Raw genomic sequence first — 22,958 nt, forward strand, 5'->3', positions numbered from 1 at the left:
TTTAGCTATCTTCGATTAGAGCAATTGGAGCAAAGATTGTAAACGAAGCAGAACGGCGATCGCCTGTGGGATACAGATAGATTTGCTATAGAGTTTTATGGCATCGCGTCGTCCGGGGGTTCGGGGTTCAACTCCAACATCAATTGGCGGGGGGTTCGTTGCCCACCAGCCGGATAGATGCAATCCGTGTACCCAATCGGGAAACCCATTAAATTCGGCATTGCTTAAGTAATATAAATCTTAACCAATCTTAACCAACTTTAAGTAAATGCTTTCGCTTTTTGGGTTTGACGTTTACTTTTAAATACCATGCCTCGCCTCAAGCTATCTCTCCAACAACGCATTGAAAGCCACATTGTTTCTAAAGACGACTGCTGGTTAACAGATTTATGCTGCTGTCGCTATGGCTATCCCAGAATCCGTGTTAATGGCAAAACTGAAAAGGCTTCTCGCGTAATGTTTAGGCTAAACTACGGTGAAATTCCCTCGCACCTTTACGTTTGCCACAAATGTGATAACCGAGCTTGTGTCAATCCAGAGCATTTGTTTCTTGGCACTCAAAAAGAAAACATGACTGACATGGCAAACAAAGGGCGCTCAACCATAGGTTCTAGGAATCCAAGAGCGAAACTTAGTGAAGACGATGTTGTCGAAATTAAATGCTTACTATCTGAAGGTAAGCTAAACTGTCAAGAAATTTCAAACTTGTATGGTGTTGATAGAAAAGTAATTTCAGGAATTAAAAATGGAAAAATTTGGAAGCACGTTGCCTATTCGGAGTTCATTACAACTAATCTAACAAAGAACAAAGAAACTTAAGGCGCAGTAAAACACAAACAGCTTGAGGTATAGCTATAGATTGTCCAACCAAGTTTATAGCTGCCCTCCTTCCTGGTGTTCTGAGGGGAAGTCCAATATTAACTGGTGGTGAGTTGTGTTTCCACCAGCCGGAATAAGACAATCCAGCCAAGTAGGGGAAAATCCTTGCATCCATAGGCAAAACTGTGGATTCAGTTTGCGGGAGCGCTCCAATCTCCCTTGTTTTTTCAATATCACTTCCAATTTGTTCATCCCAGCCGGTCCACCCTTTCCTTTGCTGGATGGCAAGCCGGTCGGCGTAGGCAAGAATAAAGAGTCTGAGTCTTCGGTGGGGAGCACCAAACTCCTGCGCCGAGAACATTTCAACTTCTGTTTGATATCCTGCCATTCTGAGAGAGGCAAGAACTTCTCTAAGTCCTCTGTGGACAAGGCCCTCGGGATTCTCAATGATGACGAAATCTGGTTGGGCCTCACGGATGACTCTGAGCATTGAGTACCAGAGTCCTGATTCATCACCAGCCAGTCCTTCTCTTGAACCGGCGCAGCTTGTGTTCGTGCAAGGAAATCCTCCAATAATGACTGAGGCGTAATCTTGGACTGATTCTCCACCTGATTCTTCACCTGATTCTCCACCTGATTCTCCACCTCCTGAGCTTGGCGATCGCATGATTGGGGGATGATATGTTCTAATATCTCCGTGGATGGGGATGCCTGGGAACTGGGACTGGAGGACTTTTTGGGCTGTGGGTTCAATTTCGACAAATTGGATTGTTCGATAATTTGGTCCGAAAACAAATTCAGTTGCCGCATATTCAAATGCTCCTATTCCACTAAATAAACTGATAGCTTTTACTTGATTTTCCATTTTTCCCTAAGAAACTGTTGATACATTGCCTCTTTAACCATCATTTGTTTATACAATTCTTTAAGAAAAAACTGAGCGCGGAGCTTAAGAGGCCAAAGCCTCGCTTGTTCAAGATTCATCTTATCAACCTGAATCTCGAAATTTCTCAAGAGGAGTTGTTGTTGTAGTGTTAGTTGCGTTTTTCCTTTGTTTAGTGAGTTAAGTCAAGTGATAATTAAACCACTTGACTTGTGGGTAATTATTGAGTATTTGATTTGATTTTAGATTGTTGAGTACGAGGCGATAGTTTATACCAAGGTGTTTTGAATTCACCTATCATCTCTAAACTATAAATATCGTACTCTAGGATAACTGGATATAGTGTTCCCAGTTTGAATCTCTGAATCCAACACCAGATTCCACCATGATATCCAGTAGCTGGACATTCTACAATTGCCTTAAATCCTTTCAAATCAAAATGGCCGGTGAAGTCTCTTCCAATAATTTTAACGACTTGACCGGGTTTAATTTTTGGAAACAAATCTAGTTTTAATTGAACTGATTCTGAATTAATTTGGTTTCTCCTCATCAGTGACTTCTGATAATTCCTCTTGATTTGAATGTTTTGTAGAATTCCCAATGGTCGGGTCCAAAATAGACCAATATACAGTCAAAATCAGCTTTTTTCTTAGGATTACCAAGATTATCCAAAAAAGCTATTCGGGGACTTCTCCAGAAGCAAATACTTCGGCTTTGATTGATAATGTGACTGGTACTTTGATTGTGCATAGTACCGCTTTTGAGTAAGGCAATTGCTTGGACAATATGACCAGTTTTATACCAATCAAACATTTTCTCAAGAAATGGTGCTGGTTTACTGAAAGGTGGATTCATCCAACAATTGTCATAAATCATTGAAGGAGTCTGACTCAGAAAATCATCAGATTCAGTGAAATAATACTTAGCTTTTGTTGGATTATTTGGCATTGTACAAGGGTCAAGACAGATTGGACCATCAAACACATCTCGAACCAAAGATAATATGGGTTGTTTTTCCGTATTAGGTGTTTGCCAACAATCTTTATTCCAAACAATTTCTTCTGTCATTGAAAACCTCACTAAATTCCAAAATGAGACAGTAAATCCCCCAGATTTAGTTAAGGGGGATTTATCAATTTATGAGAGTTGGTTATCGAGCCATTCAAACAACTCATCCCATTCAGATAAAATTGCTAAGATTGCCCAGAACTTATTCTGTTTTTCCAGGCAAGCAAGATAAATGTTTTGTCCATTTATTGCAAATTTTGGTTCAGAGCAAATAAAACTGAATCCATCTTGTTTGAGGGGAGTAACTTCACCCAACATCTGAATTGCATCATGTTTTGAGATTTGATGAAAGACTCGGTTTGATGATTGATAATCTTTAGACAACTGTTCATGAGGAATTGTCTGAAGATAAAGGTCCGACTTAGATTGATAATATTTAGTAATTGTTTTCTCATCAATATCAATTGATACAAATCCTGGAGCTTTTTCGTAAAATTCAACAATCAAATCAACTTCAGAATTGTAGGTAATTGGGTTGTCACAAATTACAAGACTCCAATCCCCTTCACAATAAGTTAATGTAAGCATTTTGGTTGGACTAATCCAAACCCCAAAATATGGTGCATCCTGGTCAGTATCGTATTGAATCAACCCATGCTGATGGTAGTCATCTGCAAAATCAATAAAATAGCGTTCTGAATCAGCAAACCATCGATAAATCTTTTTACCGTCCGTTATTTCACAAACAACTCCTTCAGTTTGAAAGGAGGTAACTGATTGAATTAATTCAGCAATTTCGGGCATGGTAACTAATTGAAAAACATCAACCACAAGAAGCGAGAGCAAAGGAAGGAAAATTTAGGGGAATGGTTACCCCCAAGGAATTTATATCAATCTTATTGGAACCAATGGATTTAATGATGAATGGACATTTCTAAGAATCTGATTCTGACCCCGAGAATAATTGATGCAATGAATAATTTTGTCAGTTTCTTCATTGGTTTTAGCCCATTCACCTAATAAATTCAGGGTTTTCTCCTCTTCAAACTCAATATATTCCCAGACTAACTGATTGGAAACTTCCCCACAAAAGTAAAGATAATATTCATCGTCCAAGAAAGAAGTAATCTTTCGACAATAATTAAAATTGCCACAAGACTCAGGAAAAACTTGTATTCCTTGCAAAAGATGATGATATTTATCATCGTCCCAGTCCAAAGATAGATTAAATACTCCTTTTACATACGGGCTAAATTCTTCCTTATAGCAAGATAAGCGCATTTTACGAGCCATTTTTACTGCTGTAATACCATTTCCGCAAAGGGCTGTTATTGAATATGTCATTGGTTTTTGAAAAAGCTAGGTTTAGGGTTACACCGATAATTTAAGCGAGAGCAACGAGATGAAGAACCGTCAGCCGGTCATGAAAGCGAAGCTCTGTGCATAATCGCGAAGCTCTGTGCATAATCAATGATGAGCGATTCAAAGCTATGTGCATAATCGCATTCAGTTAAAGATTGCTCTGTGCGCCAAGGGTGACCGACAATCAGGCAAGCGAGGCGATCACCTATACGCGCCTCCATACAGAACCCCCTGCCAATTGCATAATCAGCCAAGCTCTGTGCATAATCAGTCAAGCGAGGCTTTGGCCTATACACGCTCCGCACTCTGTGCATAATTGTGATTATTCAGGCCAGCCTTCTAATTTAATGTAGTCATTAACGCAAATATCGCACCAATCTGGAAAGACATCTAAACTACCACAGCACCAGGGAAGAAGCAATTGACAGCGTGAACATTTGAAAACATTACCTGGTGGGCAACCGGGACAGAGTAAATTATCTCGTTGCCATGAATGACACAACAGAGGTCTTGCACCAATAATCCCTAAAATTCTTTGAGTATTATTGTGAATTATTTTCTGGGATTTTGATTGAGGTATATTAGCCATTGATTGCACCCTTTTAGATAATTGCGGCCAAGTTTTGATGATAAGTAATTGATTTCTTTTTGAGATAAAATTATCTGAGTTTGATTAGGAATTATTAATTCAGCACAGATTTGGGTTTCTGCACGATGATTAATTGTAAAAAAAATGAACAATTACTTCTTGACTTTTATTATATTTGGTCGATAAGGCTGGATAACACTCTGATTCCCCTTTTGATGCAAAATAATTTATTATTTCGGTTTGCCAAGAAGTCGCGGTTTCTAAAATTGTAACATTTAATCGAGTTTCCCAAGCAAAAATTTGTAGTTCTTCCATAAATTTCTAGCTGTTGGGGACTCCCGTTATAATCTTTGATTTAACGGTGAGAGGAAAACAGCCAACATATAAACTACTTTCCTCTCCAAGACTTAAAACAGACTTAATTGTTCATAATCATCACCTTTGACTTTCTGTTTCTTATGGATTTTTGATTCACTAGACTCAACGGCAAATATTGAACTATCAAACAAATTTAGTTGAGTTGGATTGGCTGCTGTTCTGCCCTTAACTATTTGGGTTTCAACTGGGTTAAGTTTAGTTGGGTTGATGTTTATCAACTCACCAAAGCCATAACCATAACCATCTAGCTTGTGAATAGCTTTGCAATATTTATGATTGACATCAATTTGCTTACCATGAGTTAAGGATTTGATTGCAAATGAACCTGTAGACCTAACTGTAACCCGTGCCGTATATTTACCAGCATATTTACCCTTGGGAATATCTGCCTTAACAATATCTCCGGTAGTAAATCCAAAGTGGACTTTTTGTCTGGAACAATGACGAGTTGGAAACCCATATTTGTCAGTTCTACACATTTGCCTAGAACCAAACCCAAAACTTTTAATCAGTAATGGTTGATGAGTTGCGATAACTAAATTATCAATTTCGCCAACACTTGCTGCATCTAACCAATGAGTCTTGGGTAATCCTAATCTACAACGATTGTATTTTGTTAATGCTCCATTCCCTGTAAATACTGGAAGCCCAGTCAATTCTAAACTTTCCTTTAATTTCCAACGAGTAGAATTAACAGCCGCAGCATCTTTCAGTGGTTGTTTAGCTTGATTCAATATTCGTTTTAGCAAACTAGGTTTACCACTAAGGAAGTCTTGGATATCTTGATTTCCTTTGGACTGATTACAAGGTCTACAAGCTAAAGTCAGATTAGATATTCGATTGCTGCCACCCTTAGATTTTGGTTGGATATGTTCAACTTCTAATGGGACATTTTTAGCCTGACAGTAGACACAAGTTCTATCAAACTTCTCAAGCAAATACTCTCTAACTTCATATCCAGTTAATTCCCCTTGTTGATACTGAACCCCACTGACATCAGGGTTCGTCATCTTTTGAGTATCAAACCTAACTAATTCCATCATAACTGAATCAACAGCCGAGAATTTAATTAGTTTGTTAACCCAAGTAGATACATTCTCTACTCTGTGCATTAGACTTGGAGCCAACCAACCTTTAGGTTTTGATTTGACTCTATTAAGGAACCGAGGTTGACGATAACGAGTTTTACGATTACGTCGATTTCTTCTTAGACTACGACGATTATCTAAAGATTGCTTGATTAATTGACCCCGATGCTGAAGTTCAGCCGCCCAAATGACTACACCATTTTGAACTAAAGCCAATCCAGTCGTTTTACTACCCGGGTCTATTTTAATCTGAGACTTTAGGATATCGCCTTCAACTTCTTTTTTCAAGATAATTGTGAATGTATATCTCCTGAAAACTGCTGCTTTACCTGCTTTAAGTAATGACCTGGCTACTCCAGGTTTACAAGGAGATAAAGGGTGTTTGTTGGTATCTACAACTAAAACGTAATTGGTTTTGGACATTGTTGCGTCCCTCCTTTATTCAGTAATGTTTGCATCGACAATGTTATTACCCGGTAACTATCCGAACAGCACTTTCAATACCCAAATAGAATATTTAACTGTTCAGTTCTAGTGCTACAGACTTGCAAGCATCCGTAGGTAGGTCTTTAACTCTTAGTAATAACGTAGTTCTTCACTTAGTCTGGTCAACTCAAGACTTGCAATACTGATTACAAGCCCACACTATATTTTAATTAGTGTTGGGTCGTTGACAAATTTTTACCAAGAAAAAAAAGGGACAATGCAAGGTGCATCATCCCAATAGGTTTAAATTCGACAAATAATAGAGGTATGCAGTTCTTCTTCAATCAACTTAGATACTTCAGACCAATTTGCCCCACCCAATCCACATCCTAGATTGTATGGCAGGTAAATAGGCATCATATAATCCCAATCCCGATTAAATCGACGTACAGCAGCACAACATTCTTTCAATGCTGTCATATTGGTCTGTTGTTGTCCGGTTCCAATATCGGTTTGAGCAAATAAATTCAACACCATCAAATTATCTGCAACAGAAACTGCCAATATATCTCCCAACGACTTATTTTTAAGACAATTTTTGTATTGTTGATAAACTTGGGGATATTTATCGCGTATTTGTTTGGCTAAACCTGCCCCCATCACTCCCTTAAGATTCACTTGATGGCAAATCATTCCATATTCAATGTCCAACAAATTGGCACGAATGATTTTCAGTCCTCCAGCTAGGTCTTGGTGTAATAGCTGCCAAAGTTCTGTTGCCATTCCTCGTAATCCGTACAATCCCTCATTCTTTACTTTCTCCATTACTTTGGCTTGGCAGAACGGGAATTTCCCTGCAAATGGGTCATTGAATTCATCAAATTCTTTGACATATTCTACTTTCCAGGGATTTTCCCTTAAGTGTTTATACCACAAACAACAATACCATTGTACTCCGAAATCATCTATTGCATAACGTCCTGTTGCATCACTGCGGATTGGAAACATTATTTCACTGATTTGCCAAGCCACTTGTTTTGCTCCCGACTTAGCTAATTTCTTCGACTGTCTCCAATCATTAGGAAATACGATTTTGCCAGTAGGTATCTCAAAAACCTTACTGCAATGATAGTGGTTCTCAATGGATTTGTTTATACCAAAGACTTTGACATCGCAGAAAAATGGACTAAATCTAGTATCGCCCTTGCTATGACATTCTAATGTTTTCATTATTCAAAACCTCTAACATCAATTTTTTCCAGCGATAGCCCTATTTCAAATAACTATCAAATAACGACAAATCAACCAACTTGCCGTTATTTGAATAGTTTACAATTTCAAATCCACAATTGGTTGTTCTGATGATGAAACTTGATGAAATCCAGGTTTCAAGACTTTATTAATGGGATATCGAAAAAAGCACTCTTGCCGTGAATAGTATATCCCCATTGAATTAATTAGGTATTTTCCCCGGTTTACCACTAAATACGCAACTTGTTGAACAATATTGTCCATACTTAAGGGGAATTTGCTTTTGGTTGTTCGGATATCCCATAAACACCCATTCATGAGTAGATTGGCATCAGCCTGTATCCAACTTGGATTTGGGATAAATGGCATTTCTGGTTCAGGGAGGATGACATCAAATGATGAGATTATTTGAGCCACATCTTCTATTGATTCTCGATAACTTGGCAACAACGATTTGGGACTATAAACATATAGATTTCGACTGGTTCGAGCTTGTTTATCGCCTAAAGCCATCAATATATACCTGGCCGGTCCCTCAAGCATTGGTTTATCCATTATCCGACCTGCCGCCGTCTCATGGAACCAACTCACTTGCAATTTCCTGGCCAGGTTTTCCCTCACTGCATAAATTATTGCCATTCCTACCAAGGGAAAATCTGTTCCTTTTACTGGTGGAAAGTATATTTTGCTTAACTTTTGCTGATGTTCTTTGATTAAAACTGCTGCTTTTTGAGGGTCTATCAAGTTCAACACTGCATGATAGAACTCCCCTTTTTTCGCCAACTCTGATGTTAATGACATTTGCACCTCAATAAATCTCACTCACTTCAGCGACAGCAAAATACAGCAAAATACACCAACATCCAACCCTGAACCTGAGTTCAATCCTGAGTTCAATCCTGAGTTCAACTTCCTTTCGTTATGCGATCGCCATTTCCCTCTCTGAATCCCTCTCTGAATCTCCGAATCACCATTAATGATTAGCTGTTGGGGATAGTTGTTGGGTCATTGACAATATCAGAACAAAGGAATAGTGGAGGAATAGTGGAGGAATAGTGGAGGAATAGTGGAGGAATAGTGGAGGAATAGTGGAGGAATAGTGGAGGAATAGCGGAGACTCGCCCCTGACCCTTCTGCCCTAACCCATAATCAAACCCCAAATCAGAAACAAAATTAAAAACAGAAACAAAATTAGAAACAGAAAACGTTTTTAGGAAACTGATTCTAAGAGAAATGCAGGATAGGGGAATCGAACCCCTCAAATATTGATGCAGATTTCAACAAAACGCCCTTCCCCGTGTTAATCCTTTTGAGATTAACCCACAAATCAATGCAGTTAGGTGGATTCGCAAACTTGAATCTTACCGACTACCGGCTCAATATCCCTTTTCGGTCAGCCCTCCGTTTTAAGGCTCCAGTCACCAGGCTGGACAATCCTGCGTCTATACTTACTCTAACAAAACATTAAAGTATAAGTCAAGTGTTTTGTGTTGATTACTAAAAAATCTAAGAAAACACCAATGGCGCTCGGAAACTGGTTGGAACAACAACGGCGCTTGGCATAACATTCAATGGCGCTCGAACATTCAAAGGCACTCGGTAACAAATCATTCAGGAGTCTGTCTAATGTTCGGAGTCTAATGTTCGGAGTTGTTGGCGAGTCTAATGTTCGGAGTCTAATGTTCGGAGTCTAATGTTCGGAGTTAATGTTCGGAGTTAAGCGAACATTCAAAAAAATAAAGCAATCATCCCCAAGCCCCGATGATGTAAGTGCTGACGCAAAGGCTCCGCCAACACTTACTGCTCTATTTTCTCAAGAATATCGATGGATTCTAGCATCCATTGCTAAAAGTTCTTCAAAACTGCATTCACCCGAGCCAAACCCCGAAAACATCATTTGAAACATTGAATCTTGTTTGGCGCATATTTTAGCCCAAACCACTTGGTCTTGATAAATAAATGTCAAATCAAATGGTTGACGAAACTCATTGATTCTATATTTATCATCACCAATTTTAGTAGAGGATAATTGTTCAATATGAGTTTAAGTTAATGATTCACCATTTTCGTGCATTGACTTAGTGTAGTATCCACAAGGCTTGAATTCTTCGTCAAATAATTTCAACATGGTCAATCTCCATTAAATATCACTGTATTTATGCGATAGCCTCTGAATCAAAAACTGTTGAAATAATTGAAAAACTTCAAATCTTGTCGGTTTAACATCAAAGACTTGACCTAAAGCAATCCAAAATTTTGAGTCCTGATTATTTCCCAGACGATTATCTACAATCACATGATGATAGGAATGCCGTTTCAATATAATCAGAGTTCCTGGTTTTTGAATTGGCAGTTTTAGTCTAGGTTGATTAATGCCTTTAGCGATTAATCCATCATTTCTCAGTACCAAAAACGCATAATATTCTTGGGGTGCTGAGATAGTATCTTGATGTTTTCTTGCTTGACTACATCCCACATAATCTAAAGTCTTCCATCCCGTCCATTTTTTCTCTATTTTAAACCTTGGTAATGAGTATAAAAAAGGATAAAATTCTGACTCAAATCCTGCTTTAATAATCAAATTTTCTTCTATTCCAGTCCATTGTTTATCAATCATTTTACCACTTAATTAATTGACCCGAGAAAGGTAAACCATGAGTGCTACAAAAGAAATCAAAAAACTCATCGATAGATTCAAAACCATCATCGTTGGCTAATTTCAACAAATTTTCCTCATTTAGTTCTAAATCATCCAAATAAACTTTGTCTTCTTCTATTTTAATATCATGGACTGCAATAGCGGTGGATTCTCTTAAGAAATGAGAGAGTTTTGTTCTCATGCCGGTGTACAACATCAGTTTATCTCCCACAACAAAGCGACGTTTTCGATATCCTCTAATTGTTTGTCGTTTAGTTCCCGACTGGACAGCCATTGCAAATCTTTTTTGAAAATTTATAGCTGGCATAACTTTCTCCCGGGAAAAGCAATTTAAGTGTATTGGCTTGGATTCGATTGGCAGAATCATCTCATAACAATGGGACCATTTCTAATCAAACTGGGACCATGAGACAGAATAGGATGAGGATGCGTTCGACTGGCGCATGATTTGACCACTGAACACCTAACTGAAGACCTACTGAAGACCTAACTGACGGCTGAAACCTTTGCTCTATATAGATTCTGAAGACTTGAAGACTAACTTTTCTAAAAGTTGCATCAGAAAATTAGAGGATTGATTTAATGGCGATCGCCACCTAAATTAAGTTGAGGATAAGTTTTAAGCATCGCCGGTCTTCAAAAAAACTGAAACCTAGCCCCAGACTATGATAGAGGTCTTCAACAAGGTCTTCAACAAGGTCTTCAGCAAGGTCTTCAGGACAGGTGTTCAGGCCAAAACAGACGCTCGTATGGGTTTCATCTATGGATTGATGACCAAAACCCACCATCGACTGGATTCTGAAGCAAGTTCTGGCTCATCCATATCATCCGTCAAGGGGTCTTAAAACATTTAGTTTGCATAAAACGAACTAGGACAGAGTTGACAAAGATTGAAGAGAACGATTATGCTGGAAGGACCAACCACTTTGTTGTTCAAGGGCAACGAGGTGGGCATAAGTGTCGGGATTATAAGCTATGGCATTAGACAAATCATTGACCGATGCCAGAACACAAAACGAACAAGACAAGCGTTCATTGCCATGACCTAAAACATAAGCTGGATGACAAAGCCAGCCATCAACGGCTTTAGAATCAGTCAATTGTCGGCGGCGTTGTCAATCTTCTACACTGGTTCCACATTGATTCCAGACTTGCTCAATATCCCAATCATGAATAGGAAGCCAGTCAAAGGCCAATCTACCAGAGGGGTTAGCTTTCCATCTTTTCCATGCCTCATCTGGAGATAATTCAATCAATTTTGTGGTAGTGATATTTTTTCTAACTGACAGATTTGGTTTATTTGCTCTATTCCGAGATTCGTCTGCTCTTATCCCCATAGCTGAGACTACCAATTTAAACTGTCTTAAGTATTTGTTTATTGGTTGAATTTTCAAGTCACTGGTGCAATATCTGGCATTGGCACTGCTCCAGAATGGTTTGCTGTTCCCTTGACTATTTAATGTTTCATATCTGGCTTCCCATCTATCTATCATGTCCCCCTGGCAACGCCGAACCACCACTAAGGGTAAGTTACTCTCCGATGCCAACTTCTCCACAAATTCTGATGTCTGCGGCCATTCAATTCTGCCCAAATCTGCATGGATAACGAATATGTGACATTGCCAGTTTTCTGTTTTAGCTCTCTTGCTCAAATACCTTAACATTGCCTGTGAATCTTTCCCCCCACTGATATTTATTGCTAATGCTGTTTCTTTTCTCTTTAATATTTCTGTTATTGTTTCCGAAAATGTTTCTGTTTCTGTTTCTGAGAAAAAAGAAAGTTGAGTAAATTTTTGATTCATAAGGCAATTTTGACGCGGATGCTCAAGTAGCTTGGGAGTCTTTTCTGAATTTATTGCCAATGCCGTTTTGACTGTAATAATTCCTGCTACTAGGCCCCAGTGTTTATTTCCAGACCACTCCGATATCTCTGGCTTTGCACCCTCGGCTTCGCAGGTTTTCCCAGGTTCCGGTCGGGTAAGCGGTCAAAGTAGATAGCCAATCATCCATGACTGTAACGGGAATTCTGTGCTTTATGCAAAGTTCACCCAAATTTAAAGGTGTAAACTTACCCGTTGATTCGATAATTTGGTTAAAGTCCTGTTGAATCAACGGCCCCAACTCAGCATAAAGTTCTTTTAACTTTTTGACGTAGACTTTACCCCTCAATCCGTACAATTGGTGTTGCATATTCCCTCCGGTGATTAATTGCTTGACAAACTGAAGTGAAAAACTCAGTAAATTCAACGAAAGTTATTTATATGATAGCAAATTATTAATAAAATTCTTGAATAAAATGAGATTAAATATCAATACACAACAAGAACGATTCAGTTTAATAGGAGGTTTACAAAGTCAGGATATTATGATAATCTATGAAGGAGAATTAAACGAAAAAAGAGAGGGGAAAGATGGCAGAAGCGTTTGAATATTTAAGAGAGAGAATTAAAGACAGTTTTTGGTTAGGCAAAGAAATCCTGACTATCACAGAGGATATTAACAACGTCTTAAATACTCCTCAAGAATGGTTTAGGAATCTGCCATTGGTTCAATTTGTTGAATCAATGGGTGAACCAGTATTTGAACCTATTAAAAAAGTCATTGAGATAGCAAAAGAAGCCCGAGATATCATTACCGCAGCAGTTTTGTTAACCCTAGAGTCGATTTACGGAGTTAATTTAGCTTTTAATAGTAAAACCCATGAAGATTTAGCACAAGTGGGAAATACTATGTTAAACAATAATAGTTTCGGAACAACAGAATATAATCTCTATATCAGAGCAATCGATGCCCATAATGTGAATTTAAAATTACCAGAATTATCTCAAAAATTAGCGGAGATTGAAGAATTAGTAGATTCAATTCCGGAAATGGCAGAAGATGCACAAAATGTCATGCGGCAAAAAGAAGGAGATGCTTATGCGTTCCTTCATCAAACTAAAAACGAAATGGAAGCCCTATTAGAAACAGCAGAAGGTGCAGCCCGAACCCAAGCCAGAAGAATATTAAATCAAGTCATAAAATTATTGGAAAAATTTGCTGAACCCATTGAAGAAGAACCAGAAAAAGGAGCAATAATTTTAGCTCCAGTAGCCGCAGTAGCAGTACCCACTGTAGTAACAATCACAACTCTAGTTACTCAAATTGCTAATTTCTTCCTAACTGGGATTCTGTTGAAATCGATGGCTACGTCAGTAGCCACAGCTTTAGCTCAAGTATCAGCTAGTGTTGTTCTTAAATATTTCTCCGCAACCGGCGCTAATGGTTTACGATTTCTCGCTGCTGATGCTTTAAGAAATAATGTTCATCTTCTCCCCAAAATCTGGAGATATACCGCTATGCAAGGATTCGCCTGGGGATTCTTAATGGCTTATGCTCCTTTCATTGTCTTATCCTCTATTATCATCATTGCAGCAATTCGCTTATCTCAAGATGAACAAGGATTTGCTGAACATTTTTATGTGTTCGCCGACAATGATAATGCACCCGCCTTTGCTTATTCCAATATCTTAAATCCTAATCAGATTCGTGATGAATTGCATAAGATTAAAAATGATTTAGTCCAAATTAATGATAACGCAGTTCAATATCAAACCATTATGGGATTAGGTATCGATTTCGTAGAAGGAGCCAATGGTAAAGAACCAAAAGTCGTAGAATCTTATGATTTATCAGGACCTTCCCCTGTAAAAATTCCTAACTCAGTAGCTCAAGAATTTTATGACCAATTCAGTGCCAAACATAATATCGGCACTCCCTCTGGTCAATGGAAACCTGTTTAATACACCAGTCTAATCAAATTAAATGGAACTCAGTCATGCCAATTATAATTAAACCAGGATTTGCTTCATCTGTACGAACTCAAATTCTATCAGCAGTAGATACAGTAATAGAAAAAGCTCCATTATATCAAGCAGCAGTAGGTGATAGAGGCGGTAAAATGCGCTATTCTATGACCAATTGCGGAACATTTGGCTGGTGGTCAACTCAAGGATATACGAAAATTAATCCAATGACCAATCAACGATGGCCGGATATTCCACCGGCAATTTTAAATCTGATTCAACCTATTGGAGAAAAAGTATATCCGGGGTTTCAACTCCAAACTGTGGCAATCGATGTTTTTGATATGGATATGAATCGGCCAGATAAACCGATTCTGAATTTCCATCAAGATACAAGTGAACGTAATAAACAAGCTCCCATTATTTCAATATCCTTTGGTAGTGGTACTTTCATTGTTGCTGGTCAAGTTGATGGTCAAGGTCGTATTCCTGCCGCTCAACTTCGTCGCATCAACCGAACCATGACTACTACTTATGAACTAAAAGATGCTGATTTAGTTGTTTTATATGGTGATGAACGTTTATGTTTCTATGGAGCCGGTAAAGTCTCTGAATCATCAGAATTAGGGAATAAACGTATCAGTATCACAGGAAGGATGGTAGACCCATTAAATCAAGAAGATAAACCTATTATTTTCTCATTTGTGGGAAATCAATCGATTGAAACTTTAACTCCTCCAATCATTGAAAAAATGGAGGACGCAATGACCTTTAGAAAAACATTAAATCCTCAACCGAAAAATCCATCTGAAATTTTAGTAGGTTCTTTACCTGGATTTGATAGACCTACTATTACTTATCTCAGAAGTAAAAAATATCCCAGTGTATTTATTTACAATATGGGGAATGAAAATGTACCACAAACATATCCAGTACGCAATGTGGGAAATGAACCAGCCCCATTAATGGAAATGTTGGAAGAAGCAGATTATCTATTATTGGCAACTAATGGCACAGAAAAAAGAACTCAATACGCCAAAAATTACTTTGAAACATTAAATAAACCAATTTGGGAAGTTTTGGTGGAGGATGAAAGAACAGATGAAGGGGAACCGGAAAATATTCCAGATGTTCCAGAGGAAGAACCACCATCCACACTATCGCCAAATAGGAGAGCAAATTCAATAGGTCATTGTCGAGTAACCAATATTAGAGATACCGGCTCTTTTGGTTTTTCTTCAACTAATTGGCATACTCCAGACTATTCCCGGGTTTATATTGGTCGAGGTGGTAGTCAAGGTATTGCCCGTAGTCCTATGAATAATCCCTATCCAATTGGTAAAGAAGGAACCCGCGAAGATGTTTTAGACAAATTCCGTAAATATTCCTGGCCTCTAATTCGAGATGAATTGGCTCCTTTTTATCCAGCTATATATAATGTAGCTTCTTTATTAGCTCAAGGAAAACCTGTAGAATTAGTTTGTCACTGTGACCCATTACCTTGTCATGGACACATAATTCACAAAGCTGCTTTGTGGATGATTGAAAATAATCGTGTCCCTTATGAACCTGATGCTCCAGTTGAAAGTGATACTCGGCTTCATCTGGGCATGGCTGGGCTAAGTAATCTTATTGGAAACTTGACTCCCAGAATGGAATTGGAGATTGAAACATTATTAAAGAATAAACATCGAAAATGGTATCTTAAACTGAATGATGTTCCTACTCGAAATCCTGTGGTTCATATCCGAGATAATCCAGGATTTGATAGATTTGTTCAACAATATTTGATTAGTCAAAAATATCAAGATGTAGTAGTTCATGGACAATTACCTTCTAATTTACCCACTGACTTAAATTGGACTACTTCCTCTGAACCTTTAACTTCTAACTTGAACTATCTCTTTGTTCAATGGGATGCTGAGGATACCGAACTTCAGCAATTAATGCAACAATTTAATCAACTAAATAAAACATTGATTGCTTATGTCAGAAAACCAAAAATAAATTTACCTGACCCAATTCCTAAATTAGATGACCCCCAACGATTTGCTAAATATGGTGCCGCTGTTCCAAATGGTTCTTATGTTGCAGTAATTGGGTCAAGAAAATTTCGCTCGGCTGCCTGGGCAAAAGGTGCTATCACTCAATTTATTAATGCTTTACCTGGTGATTGTAAAATTGTCAGTGGTGGAGCTAAAGGGGCTGATTCTTATGCTGAAGATGCAGCCATTGCCCGTGGATTACCTATTATCGTTCATCCAGCTAATTGGGTTCAAACTCCTAAACGTGATGCTACTGGACAAATTGACCCTAATTGGAGACCTAAATTAATTCCTTCTGACCGACGAATAGAAGATTCAAATGAACGAAGCAATGCCGGTACAGAACGGAATAAGGTGATTGTTGATGATTGTAATTGTCTTTATGCTTTCATCGTTAGGGGTGGTTCCAGTGGTAGTGAAGATGCAACTCAATATGCCGCTCTTAAAGATAAACACAACTTGGAAATGGTATTTGAAGAAGGAGCCGAAGAAGTTGAGAGAGTTAACTCAAGACGCAGTACCATGAATCTCTTCTTCTTTGAAGAAGGTGTTTAAAAAGACTGAACTGAATCTGAACTGAATATTATACACAATACAGGAGAAAATCATGAGTCCAACTGATAGATTTGTTTTAACTTACAATTTGGTTTCAGTTATTCCCAGTGGAGACTTAGAAAAAATTGTTTCTAGGACAGAAATGGGGGTCTGGAATGGAAAAAATAAAAAATGGGTAGAAGATGGAGATAAAACCTCAACAGCAATTGCTTTAGCAACTGAAACAGTCTACAACAATATTATATTGTCAGCATTACATCCAGACCATGATTTTTCAGTTTGTGCTATTCCAACAAATTCCACTCCAGAAGATGAAGTGGTATTAGATGACTATGATAACTTTTCTCTAGATTTAGCTGGGGGTTCCAGAAAACATGGACATTTCCTATTTACCCGAAAATTATCCTTTCCCGAAACTGTTGGTCAATATTATTTTCCTCCAGAAAAAGCTAACATGGGTCGGATTAATTATGGCTCCATCTGCCTAAGCGAAAACAAAGCTCTATTTGCCCTGAAGAATGCCAGAATATTAGTTGTTCCTGACCCAGAATTACAAAATAATAGACCAGTCCCCGGTGCTGAAAATCCTTATAATGTTGGTGATGCTCATGGTAAAATCAAAACCAGTCTATTGGATTTACTTTTAGAAGGCATTGTAGACCAACAACTTATTCGGGAAAGAACCCCGATACAATTTCGCTTGGGAATCCCTATTGAAAGAGAAAAGGGAATTTGGGGCAAAGGTACAGTTTCTCCAGTTGATGATTTAGAAACTGATTTAGTCTTGCCTGAAAGTTGTTTCAAAACTTTTAAACCTTCAGTTACAGGTTTTACAATCATATATGACAAGGTTTATATTGCAGCATTAGGTGAGGCTCAAGAACGTCAAAGTCGTGGTGGTACTCAGATTTGGTCTTGGTTTCCAATCGATATCATTGAACAAGATATTATGCCAGAAACAAGGGCTGAATGTGAAAAAATAGTAGAGGCGATCGCATCTCGGGATGTTTATAAAGTAGCTCAACTATTTAGCCCAAAACGAAATAATATCACCGTTGATGAAAAAGATACCGAATTACCCAATAAATGGTTTGATGAACTGATGGCAATCTGGGCAGGAGGAAACCCAGAAGATGAGATAGATGATAATGCTGAAGTCTATATGCCAGCATTGTCATTAGTGCTGGATTATGACCAGAATAGAATTCTTGAACGTCATCCTTATGTTATTGATGCAGTTTCTCGGTCTCTTCAGAAAAAATGGCGGAGATTAGCAATCAATGGTGCTGTCCGTATGTCTTCTTTTATGGCTCAACCTGATGATTCTTTAGGAGATATGACATTTTCATGTAAACATCTGGAGAAAGTAGAACATATTAGTTATCGATATCCAGTAAGACATTGGGGAGATATTCAATTATGGGATTGTGTTCCCAGTCCCAATGACGAATATAATGGAGTGTTTTTCACAAGTCATGTCACCTTTGGCGGAACAGGAATCGATGGAAAAGCTCCTCATGGTCAAGGTGGGGATTTTGATGGAGATTATGGGAATGCCATCAAAGCCGAAAAATTACCCAATATTGCTCAACGTATTCGGGATTGGGATGATGAAAGTTCTCCTCATTATCGTCGTCGTCCGAGTGTTATCAAAGCCCCCAAATCTCCTATCCAAAATACTCTCAAACAAGTAGCTTTGCGTAGTATGGATAATCAAACTGGTGCAGTTGCCAGTATGATTATGTATGCTCAAGCTAAAGGTCTAACAGAGGAAATCGTTCCCGATGGAACTGGACGAACTGTCTTGGAAGTCCTTTCTCAAGCCTTACAAGATGAAGTAGATAGATTCAAGAATGATTTAGCTAGAGATACTAAGGCTTTAGAGTTAGTTTCTCAAATTCTAACAAGAGGTGCTAAACGTCCGGTTTGGCAAAGTGATTATAAAAGTCGAGCCGCATATCTTTCTCGACCAATGGAGGTGGGCGCTCCAGGAACTGATGATGATACGATTTCCTTTATGATTCGGGAAGTTAATCAATATTGGAAAGAAGCTGAGTTTCCTAGTCCTGAAAAACTAGGTTCCAATAAATTCCGATATTTATTCGGTATTAATCCTATTTCTGCCGGTCTAGTTACACAACAGCAAATTGACCATGCCCGAGAAGGTCAACGTGAATATAATCGCCGATTAACCAATGCTGTCCGTATTCTTTCTACCGATGATTCAGCCATTCGTAAATTATTACGAGATGCTAAGGACCAGCGCATGGAACTACAACGGCGTTTATTCGCCGCTTATGATAAACAAATTGCTGCTGAAAAACTTAGAAGTTGGGCCATCGCTTATTGGTGGGTAGCTCATAATGAACGGGCTGGTGATACTGATGACCATCCTATGGGTAAAGCTGGACTGCCCTTTTTACTGTTTCCTGATATTATTGCTGCACAATTAGCTTCGGGTCAATACAAATTTGTCATTTATGGTATTCAGAAACAAGACCAACCTAATTATGCGAGTTATGTTCCTTTTTCTCAACCTCGGGATGTTGTCCTAATTGGTACTCAAAAGTCTTTAAGTCGTTCTACTTGGGTTCTTTGGCCTGATGCTAAAGGTCGCGCTGTTTACGTTAATAAAGCTGGTGATATCGCTTTATCCCGTCGTAGTATTGGTCCCAATCAATTTGGTTATACCAATAATGATGGTTTTGTCTATGTTTTTGAAAATACTCAAGTTGATGTTGAATATCTAAACAACAATAATCAAGTTGTTTTAGATGAACCGATTGGGAATCGACATTTTTACTTATCTCCCAATGGACAAATCCTGGTAAAAAATCAAGCTCCTCCTACTGAATCTCCTTATGAAGATAATGAAGGAAATAGAGGTTTATTTAGACATCTTTTAGTTAATGGTTCAATTGTTTATGTTGATATCAGTGGGGGTAATTCTCCTGATAATTCCCCGGTTTTTGTTCGAGTTCAATCTCAACAAACTACCTCTTATCAAGATAAACAAGGAAATATTGTTCTGAATGGAACTTTACCTGAATCTCAATATTTTTATGTGTCGGCTGAGGACCAAAGTATTTATATCAGTGATGAACGTCCTCATCCCCGACAAAAGAAACAAGAAAACAAAACCGACTCGATTGTTATTGTAACTAAAGGCCCTGACCCCAAATCTTATCTAAATTTGGGAGTTGTAGAGACGAAAAACATTACCAGTATTGAAGTCGGTCAAATCATTTTTGCCCAAATTGAATCTTATCGCAAGTCGGATGGAACTTTAAGTGAAAACTCGGTTGAGGTGACTGTTCAAGGAAAACCTAGAAAATCTTATGTGATTTATCCAGCACTAGGTGACCAGAATTATATGTTTGCTGATTGGGATGAACAAGTAACTATGTGGACAGAGGAGTTTGTTACTCCATCAGGAACTACTCGTCAAATTGTCTTTGTTCAATGTGGAAGAACGGGCAATGTTCCAACTCCTATTGGTAGTTTATTTTTGGGTTGTGTTGCTATTCCAGAAGGTCGGCAAATTCAGGCTTATGTTCGCCGAATCCCTAAACTTCACGAAACTATCTTTTCTCCTCTCTAATAAAACTCGTCTAACCTATAAACTAGAGCAAACATCAAAGGTGAATGAAAATTGAACTGAGTGCTTTGGAGATTAATGCCATAAAAAGGGCGCTAAAACAAATGCCCCAAATTGATGATGATGGCTATGACAGTATTTATTGTCAAGTACGAGCAAAAATCATGAAACTTGCATGACCAAACTTGACTTGCATCACTATGACCGCACTCGGGCAATACCTGGTGCGGTCAGTGTGTTTGTGAAATGCTTTGTGGGTAGGTGACTTGCATCGGCTGGTTTATTGTGGAGGGAAACCTTCTAAGGGATTGGACTCCCAGACAAAGTTTGGGTCCAATTCATCACCTGGATTATCAAATTCAAAGGGAGTTTTCAGTGCCGCTAGATTTTTCTCAAATAATTCCCATGCTTCTAATTCCGTTGAAGCTCCTTCAGCAACTACCCAAGGAATTCGTTTCCCTGATGAGTCCCTAATATCTTCTCTACTTAAGATTCTCCATACTCGGGCTGTTGTATTATTTGGTCCTCCACCTGCCAATGTTTGATATCCTGCTCTAAATTCTTCTCCATATTCATTTCGGTAATCACTTAATGTTTTACTCATATTTTAAATACCTCCAAGTCATTGAATTGTTCATCATTTACTCCAAATTTAACATATTGGGGTCTTTGTCGGGGGATAAGTTTCTTTGCCGCCGCATCTAGCATCGATGAATAATTTCCTTGAAATTTACCCCCATTCCATATTTGTAATAATTTCTCAGTGAAGGCTCCATAACCATTACCTAAGCGAGAAACTTGTGAATATGCACAAGATGCTAATAAAATTCCTGATGCTTCTATCACTGGACATGATTTTGTTTTAGGTTCTGGTACATCGAATCCTCCACTATGACAACAATCTAAGATTACTAAAATTCTTACTCCGGGTTTGAATAATGACCACCACTCATGTAATTCATCATCGATGAGTAGTTTATCCTGTAACACCAATGATTCATCATATCCATCAAATTCATTCCCTAAATTATCCAACACCTTACATCCATGACCACTGAAACTCAACCAAAATATATCTCCGCCTTCCAATTCTTCTGCTGCTGATTTTATTAACTTTTTAACCGTTTCATATTTAGCTTCTTGACCAAATAATGGTGTTGGTGACCATCCTTGACTATAAGCTATCCTTGCCATTGCCAAAGCATCGTCTTCACAATATTTCAATGGTCTGCTATTTATGGATGATTCATTTACTCCTATATGTATTGATTTCCCTATCTTTCCTACATTCCATCCTCTCATCTTTTCCTCTCCTCTCTTTCTTACACTTGTTTCTGTTTCTGTTATTGATTCTGTTTTTGTTTTTGTTTTTGTTTTTGTGATAGTGATTGAGTGATTGAGATAATCAGGGTTAAAAAAGATGGATAAGATTTGTCGAAAAGAGTAATAAAAGAACAAGAGATTTAATAGAATAGAAACAGGGAATATTCAGGTGTGCATTAATTGGGGAAAAAGCCAGGAGGTAATCCTGGCTGTGTAAAACCCAAACCCAAATAGAAGTCATTGTCTAATTTTATCAAATCAGGGAACGGAAAAACAATCAGAGGCACCAAGCTCTCCGGACACAGGCAAGTATTAGCTATGCAAGCTTCGTGCTGCGCTTACCGCCAGGAATGGTTTGAGTGAACAGAAGAGTGCGTTCGTGAGTGGATAGCGATCGCCAATGAAGTAGACCAATTTGGGGCGTCGGATAAGGTCAGCCCCTAAGTAAACCCCTAACTAATCTCAGAGAATACCATGACTAATTTATCAATTTTCAACTTCCACAACAACCAAGTCCGCATCGTTATCATTGATGGGAAACCTTGGTTCGTCGCTAAGGATTTGTGTGAAGTGCTGGAAATCAAAAACTCCCGTGACGCACTGACTCGGTTAGATGACGACGAGAAGGATACCGTAGGTATAACCGACGCTATTGGTCGGGAACAAGATACTACAATTGTTTCGGAGTCTGGGATGTACACTTTGGTGTTCTCTTCCCGCAAACCTCAAACTAAACCCTTCCGTAAATGGCTAACGAGTAAGTTATCCTCTATGCGACAATCTGCTGATTTAATAAACTTTACCGCCGATAATCCACAGTACGCAGACAATTCGGGGTTTATTTACCTAGCTAAAACTCCTAACGGTTGGTGCAAAATCGGTATGAGTAAGCAGCCTTATAAACGAATGTCTTCTTTACAGACCGGGACACCTTTAGAGGTTACTCTAGTTCATCGGGTGTTTACCTTCGATATGGTGGCATTAGAGACATCTTTGCACGAGTATTATTCAGCCTATTGGATGCGTGGTGAATGGTTTGAATTGCCAGATGACTGTATCCATGAGTTCCCAGCAGTCGCCAATGAACTGGATACCAAACTAGAACAGATTTACTTGCCCGAGTAAAAATAACGGGGGGCTGGGAGTCCTCAGTCCCACTGTAAATCCCTAGCTAATTTTGGAGAATACG

At 38.5% G+C, this 22,958-nt stretch carries 22 protein-coding genes and 1 pseudogene; 6 read left to right on the forward strand and 17 right to left on the reverse strand.

What is annotated here, in order from left to right; translation table 11 throughout:
* Positions 1 to 309 precede the first annotated feature (309 nt).
* Positions 310 to 819, forward strand: a complete 510-nt coding sequence (locus tag NG792_RS08080) for an HNH endonuclease signature motif containing protein (protein WP_261235100.1) — start codon at positions 310 to 312, stop codon at positions 817 to 819.
* Here the strand turns inward: NG792_RS08080 and NG792_RS08085 are convergent.
* The 15 genes and pseudogenes from NG792_RS08085 to NG792_RS08155 form a co-directional block, all read right to left on the reverse strand.
* Positions 791 to 1,684, reverse strand: coding sequence for a DNA cytosine methyltransferase (locus NG792_RS08085; protein WP_261235101.1), 894 nt, complete (start codon positions 1,682 to 1,684; stop codon positions 791 to 793). The genes NG792_RS08080 and NG792_RS08085 overlap by 29 nt on opposite strands.
* A pseudogene (locus NG792_RS08090) lies at positions 1,669 to 1,848 on the reverse strand (hypothetical protein); the annotation flags it as partial. The pseudogene NG792_RS08090 and the gene NG792_RS08085, both read right to left, overlap by 16 nt.
* Before the next feature lie 74 nt (positions 1,849 to 1,922).
* Positions 1,923 to 2,252, reverse strand: coding sequence for a hypothetical protein (locus NG792_RS08095; protein WP_261235102.1), 330 nt, complete (start codon positions 2,250 to 2,252; stop codon positions 1,923 to 1,925).
* On the reverse strand, positions 2,252 to 2,770 hold the full coding sequence (locus NG792_RS08100; protein WP_261235103.1) for a phage N-6-adenine-methyltransferase: 519 nt from the start codon (positions 2,768 to 2,770) through the stop codon (positions 2,252 to 2,254). The genes NG792_RS08095 and NG792_RS08100 overlap by 1 nt, the downstream gene beginning before the upstream one ends.
* Before the next feature lie 69 nt (positions 2,771 to 2,839).
* Positions 2,840 to 3,514 (reverse strand): hypothetical protein, encoded by a 675-nt coding sequence (locus tag NG792_RS08105; RefSeq protein WP_261235104.1) that lies wholly within the window; start codon positions 3,512 to 3,514, stop codon positions 2,840 to 2,842.
* Positions 3,515 to 3,595: 81 nt separating this feature from the next.
* Positions 3,596 to 4,054, reverse strand: a complete 459-nt coding sequence (locus NG792_RS08110) for a hypothetical protein (protein ID WP_261235105.1) — start codon at positions 4,052 to 4,054, stop codon at positions 3,596 to 3,598.
* Positions 4,055 to 4,790: 736 nt separating this feature from the next.
* A complete protein-coding gene (locus NG792_RS08115) occupies positions 4,791 to 4,976 on the reverse strand; it encodes a hypothetical protein (RefSeq protein WP_261235106.1) in 186 nt (61 codons plus the stop codon).
* A 92-nt stretch (positions 4,977 to 5,068) separates the two neighbouring features.
* Entirely contained in the window at positions 5,069 to 6,550 is a 1,482-nt protein-coding gene (gene iscB, locus NG792_RS08120; RefSeq protein WP_261235107.1) for an RNA-guided endonuclease IscB, read from the reverse strand.
* A 306-nt stretch (positions 6,551 to 6,856) separates the two neighbouring features.
* A complete protein-coding gene (locus NG792_RS08125) occupies positions 6,857 to 7,783 on the reverse strand; it encodes a macro domain-containing protein (protein ID WP_261235108.1) in 927 nt (308 codons plus the stop codon).
* Positions 7,784 to 7,882: 99 nt separating this feature from the next.
* Positions 7,883 to 8,605, reverse strand: coding sequence for a hypothetical protein (locus NG792_RS08130; protein WP_261235109.1), 723 nt, complete (start codon positions 8,603 to 8,605; stop codon positions 7,883 to 7,885).
* 1,339 nt (positions 8,606 to 9,944) lie between these two features.
* Positions 9,945 to 10,421 (reverse strand): hypothetical protein, encoded by a 477-nt coding sequence (locus tag NG792_RS08135; protein WP_261235110.1) that lies wholly within the window; start codon positions 10,419 to 10,421, stop codon positions 9,945 to 9,947.
* Position 10,422: 1 nt separating this feature from the next.
* Positions 10,423 to 10,770: an ASCH domain-containing protein gene (locus NG792_RS08140; protein WP_261235111.1), complete on the reverse strand. Its 348-nt coding sequence runs from the start codon at positions 10,768 to 10,770 to the stop codon at positions 10,423 to 10,425.
* A 562-nt stretch (positions 10,771 to 11,332) separates the two neighbouring features.
* Complete coding sequence (locus tag NG792_RS08145; protein WP_261235112.1) at positions 11,333 to 11,563, reverse strand: hypothetical protein; 231 nt, start codon at positions 11,561 to 11,563, stop codon at positions 11,333 to 11,335.
* Positions 11,564 to 11,578: 15 nt separating this feature from the next.
* On the reverse strand, positions 11,579 to 12,265 hold the full coding sequence (locus NG792_RS08150) for a phosphoadenosine phosphosulfate reductase domain-containing protein (protein ID WP_261235113.1): 687 nt from the start codon (positions 12,263 to 12,265) through the stop codon (positions 11,579 to 11,581).
* A gap of 103 nt (positions 12,266 to 12,368) precedes the next feature.
* Entirely contained in the window at positions 12,369 to 12,653 is a 285-nt protein-coding gene (locus NG792_RS08155; RefSeq protein WP_261235114.1) for a hypothetical protein, read from the reverse strand.
* A 221-nt stretch (positions 12,654 to 12,874) separates the two neighbouring features.
* Here NG792_RS08155 and NG792_RS08160 point away from each other — a divergent pair, with 221 nt between their 5' ends.
* From NG792_RS08160 to NG792_RS08175, 4 genes are read left to right on the forward strand one after another with little or no spacing between them, the layout of a single operon-like run.
* The gene (locus tag NG792_RS08160; protein ID WP_261235115.1) at positions 12,875 to 14,245 is read left to right on the forward strand and encodes a hypothetical protein; all 1,371 of its coding nucleotides are present in this window, start codon (positions 12,875 to 12,877) and stop codon (positions 14,243 to 14,245) included.
* A 35-nt stretch (positions 14,246 to 14,280) separates the two neighbouring features.
* Positions 14,281 to 16,848, forward strand: a complete 2,568-nt coding sequence (locus tag NG792_RS08165; RefSeq protein ID WP_261235116.1) for an alpha-ketoglutarate-dependent dioxygenase AlkB — start codon at positions 14,281 to 14,283, stop codon at positions 16,846 to 16,848.
* A gap of 52 nt (positions 16,849 to 16,900) precedes the next feature.
* Complete coding sequence (locus NG792_RS08170) at positions 16,901 to 20,449, forward strand: RNA dependent RNA polymerase (RefSeq protein WP_261235117.1); 3,549 nt, start codon at positions 16,901 to 16,903, stop codon at positions 20,447 to 20,449.
* Between the two features lie 44 nt (positions 20,450 to 20,493).
* A complete protein-coding gene (locus tag NG792_RS08175; protein ID WP_261235118.1) occupies positions 20,494 to 20,625 on the forward strand; it encodes a hypothetical protein in 132 nt (43 codons plus the stop codon).
* Between the two features lie 101 nt (positions 20,626 to 20,726).
* Here the strand turns inward: NG792_RS08175 and NG792_RS08180 are convergent, their stop codons facing one another.
* Both NG792_RS08180 and NG792_RS08185 read right to left on the reverse strand, forming a co-directional pair.
* Complete coding sequence (locus NG792_RS08180) at positions 20,727 to 21,050, reverse strand: hypothetical protein (RefSeq protein ID WP_261235119.1); 324 nt, start codon at positions 21,048 to 21,050, stop codon at positions 20,727 to 20,729.
* Entirely contained in the window at positions 21,047 to 21,904 is an 858-nt protein-coding gene (locus NG792_RS08185; RefSeq protein WP_261235120.1) for a caspase family protein, read from the reverse strand. The genes NG792_RS08180 and NG792_RS08185 overlap by 4 nt, the downstream gene beginning before the upstream one ends.
* Before the next feature lie 339 nt (positions 21,905 to 22,243).
* On the opposite strand from NG792_RS08185, the gene NG792_RS08190 reads away from it, so the two are divergent.
* Positions 22,244 to 22,894, forward strand: coding sequence for a BRO family protein (locus NG792_RS08190; RefSeq protein WP_261235121.1), 651 nt, complete (start codon positions 22,244 to 22,246; stop codon positions 22,892 to 22,894).
* Positions 22,895 to 22,958: the final 64 nt, after the last annotated feature.

This window comes from Laspinema olomoucense D3b (assembly GCF_025370785.1).
Taxonomy (GTDB): Bacteria; Cyanobacteriota; Cyanobacteriia; order Cyanobacteriales; family Laspinemataceae; genus Laspinema; species Laspinema olomoucense.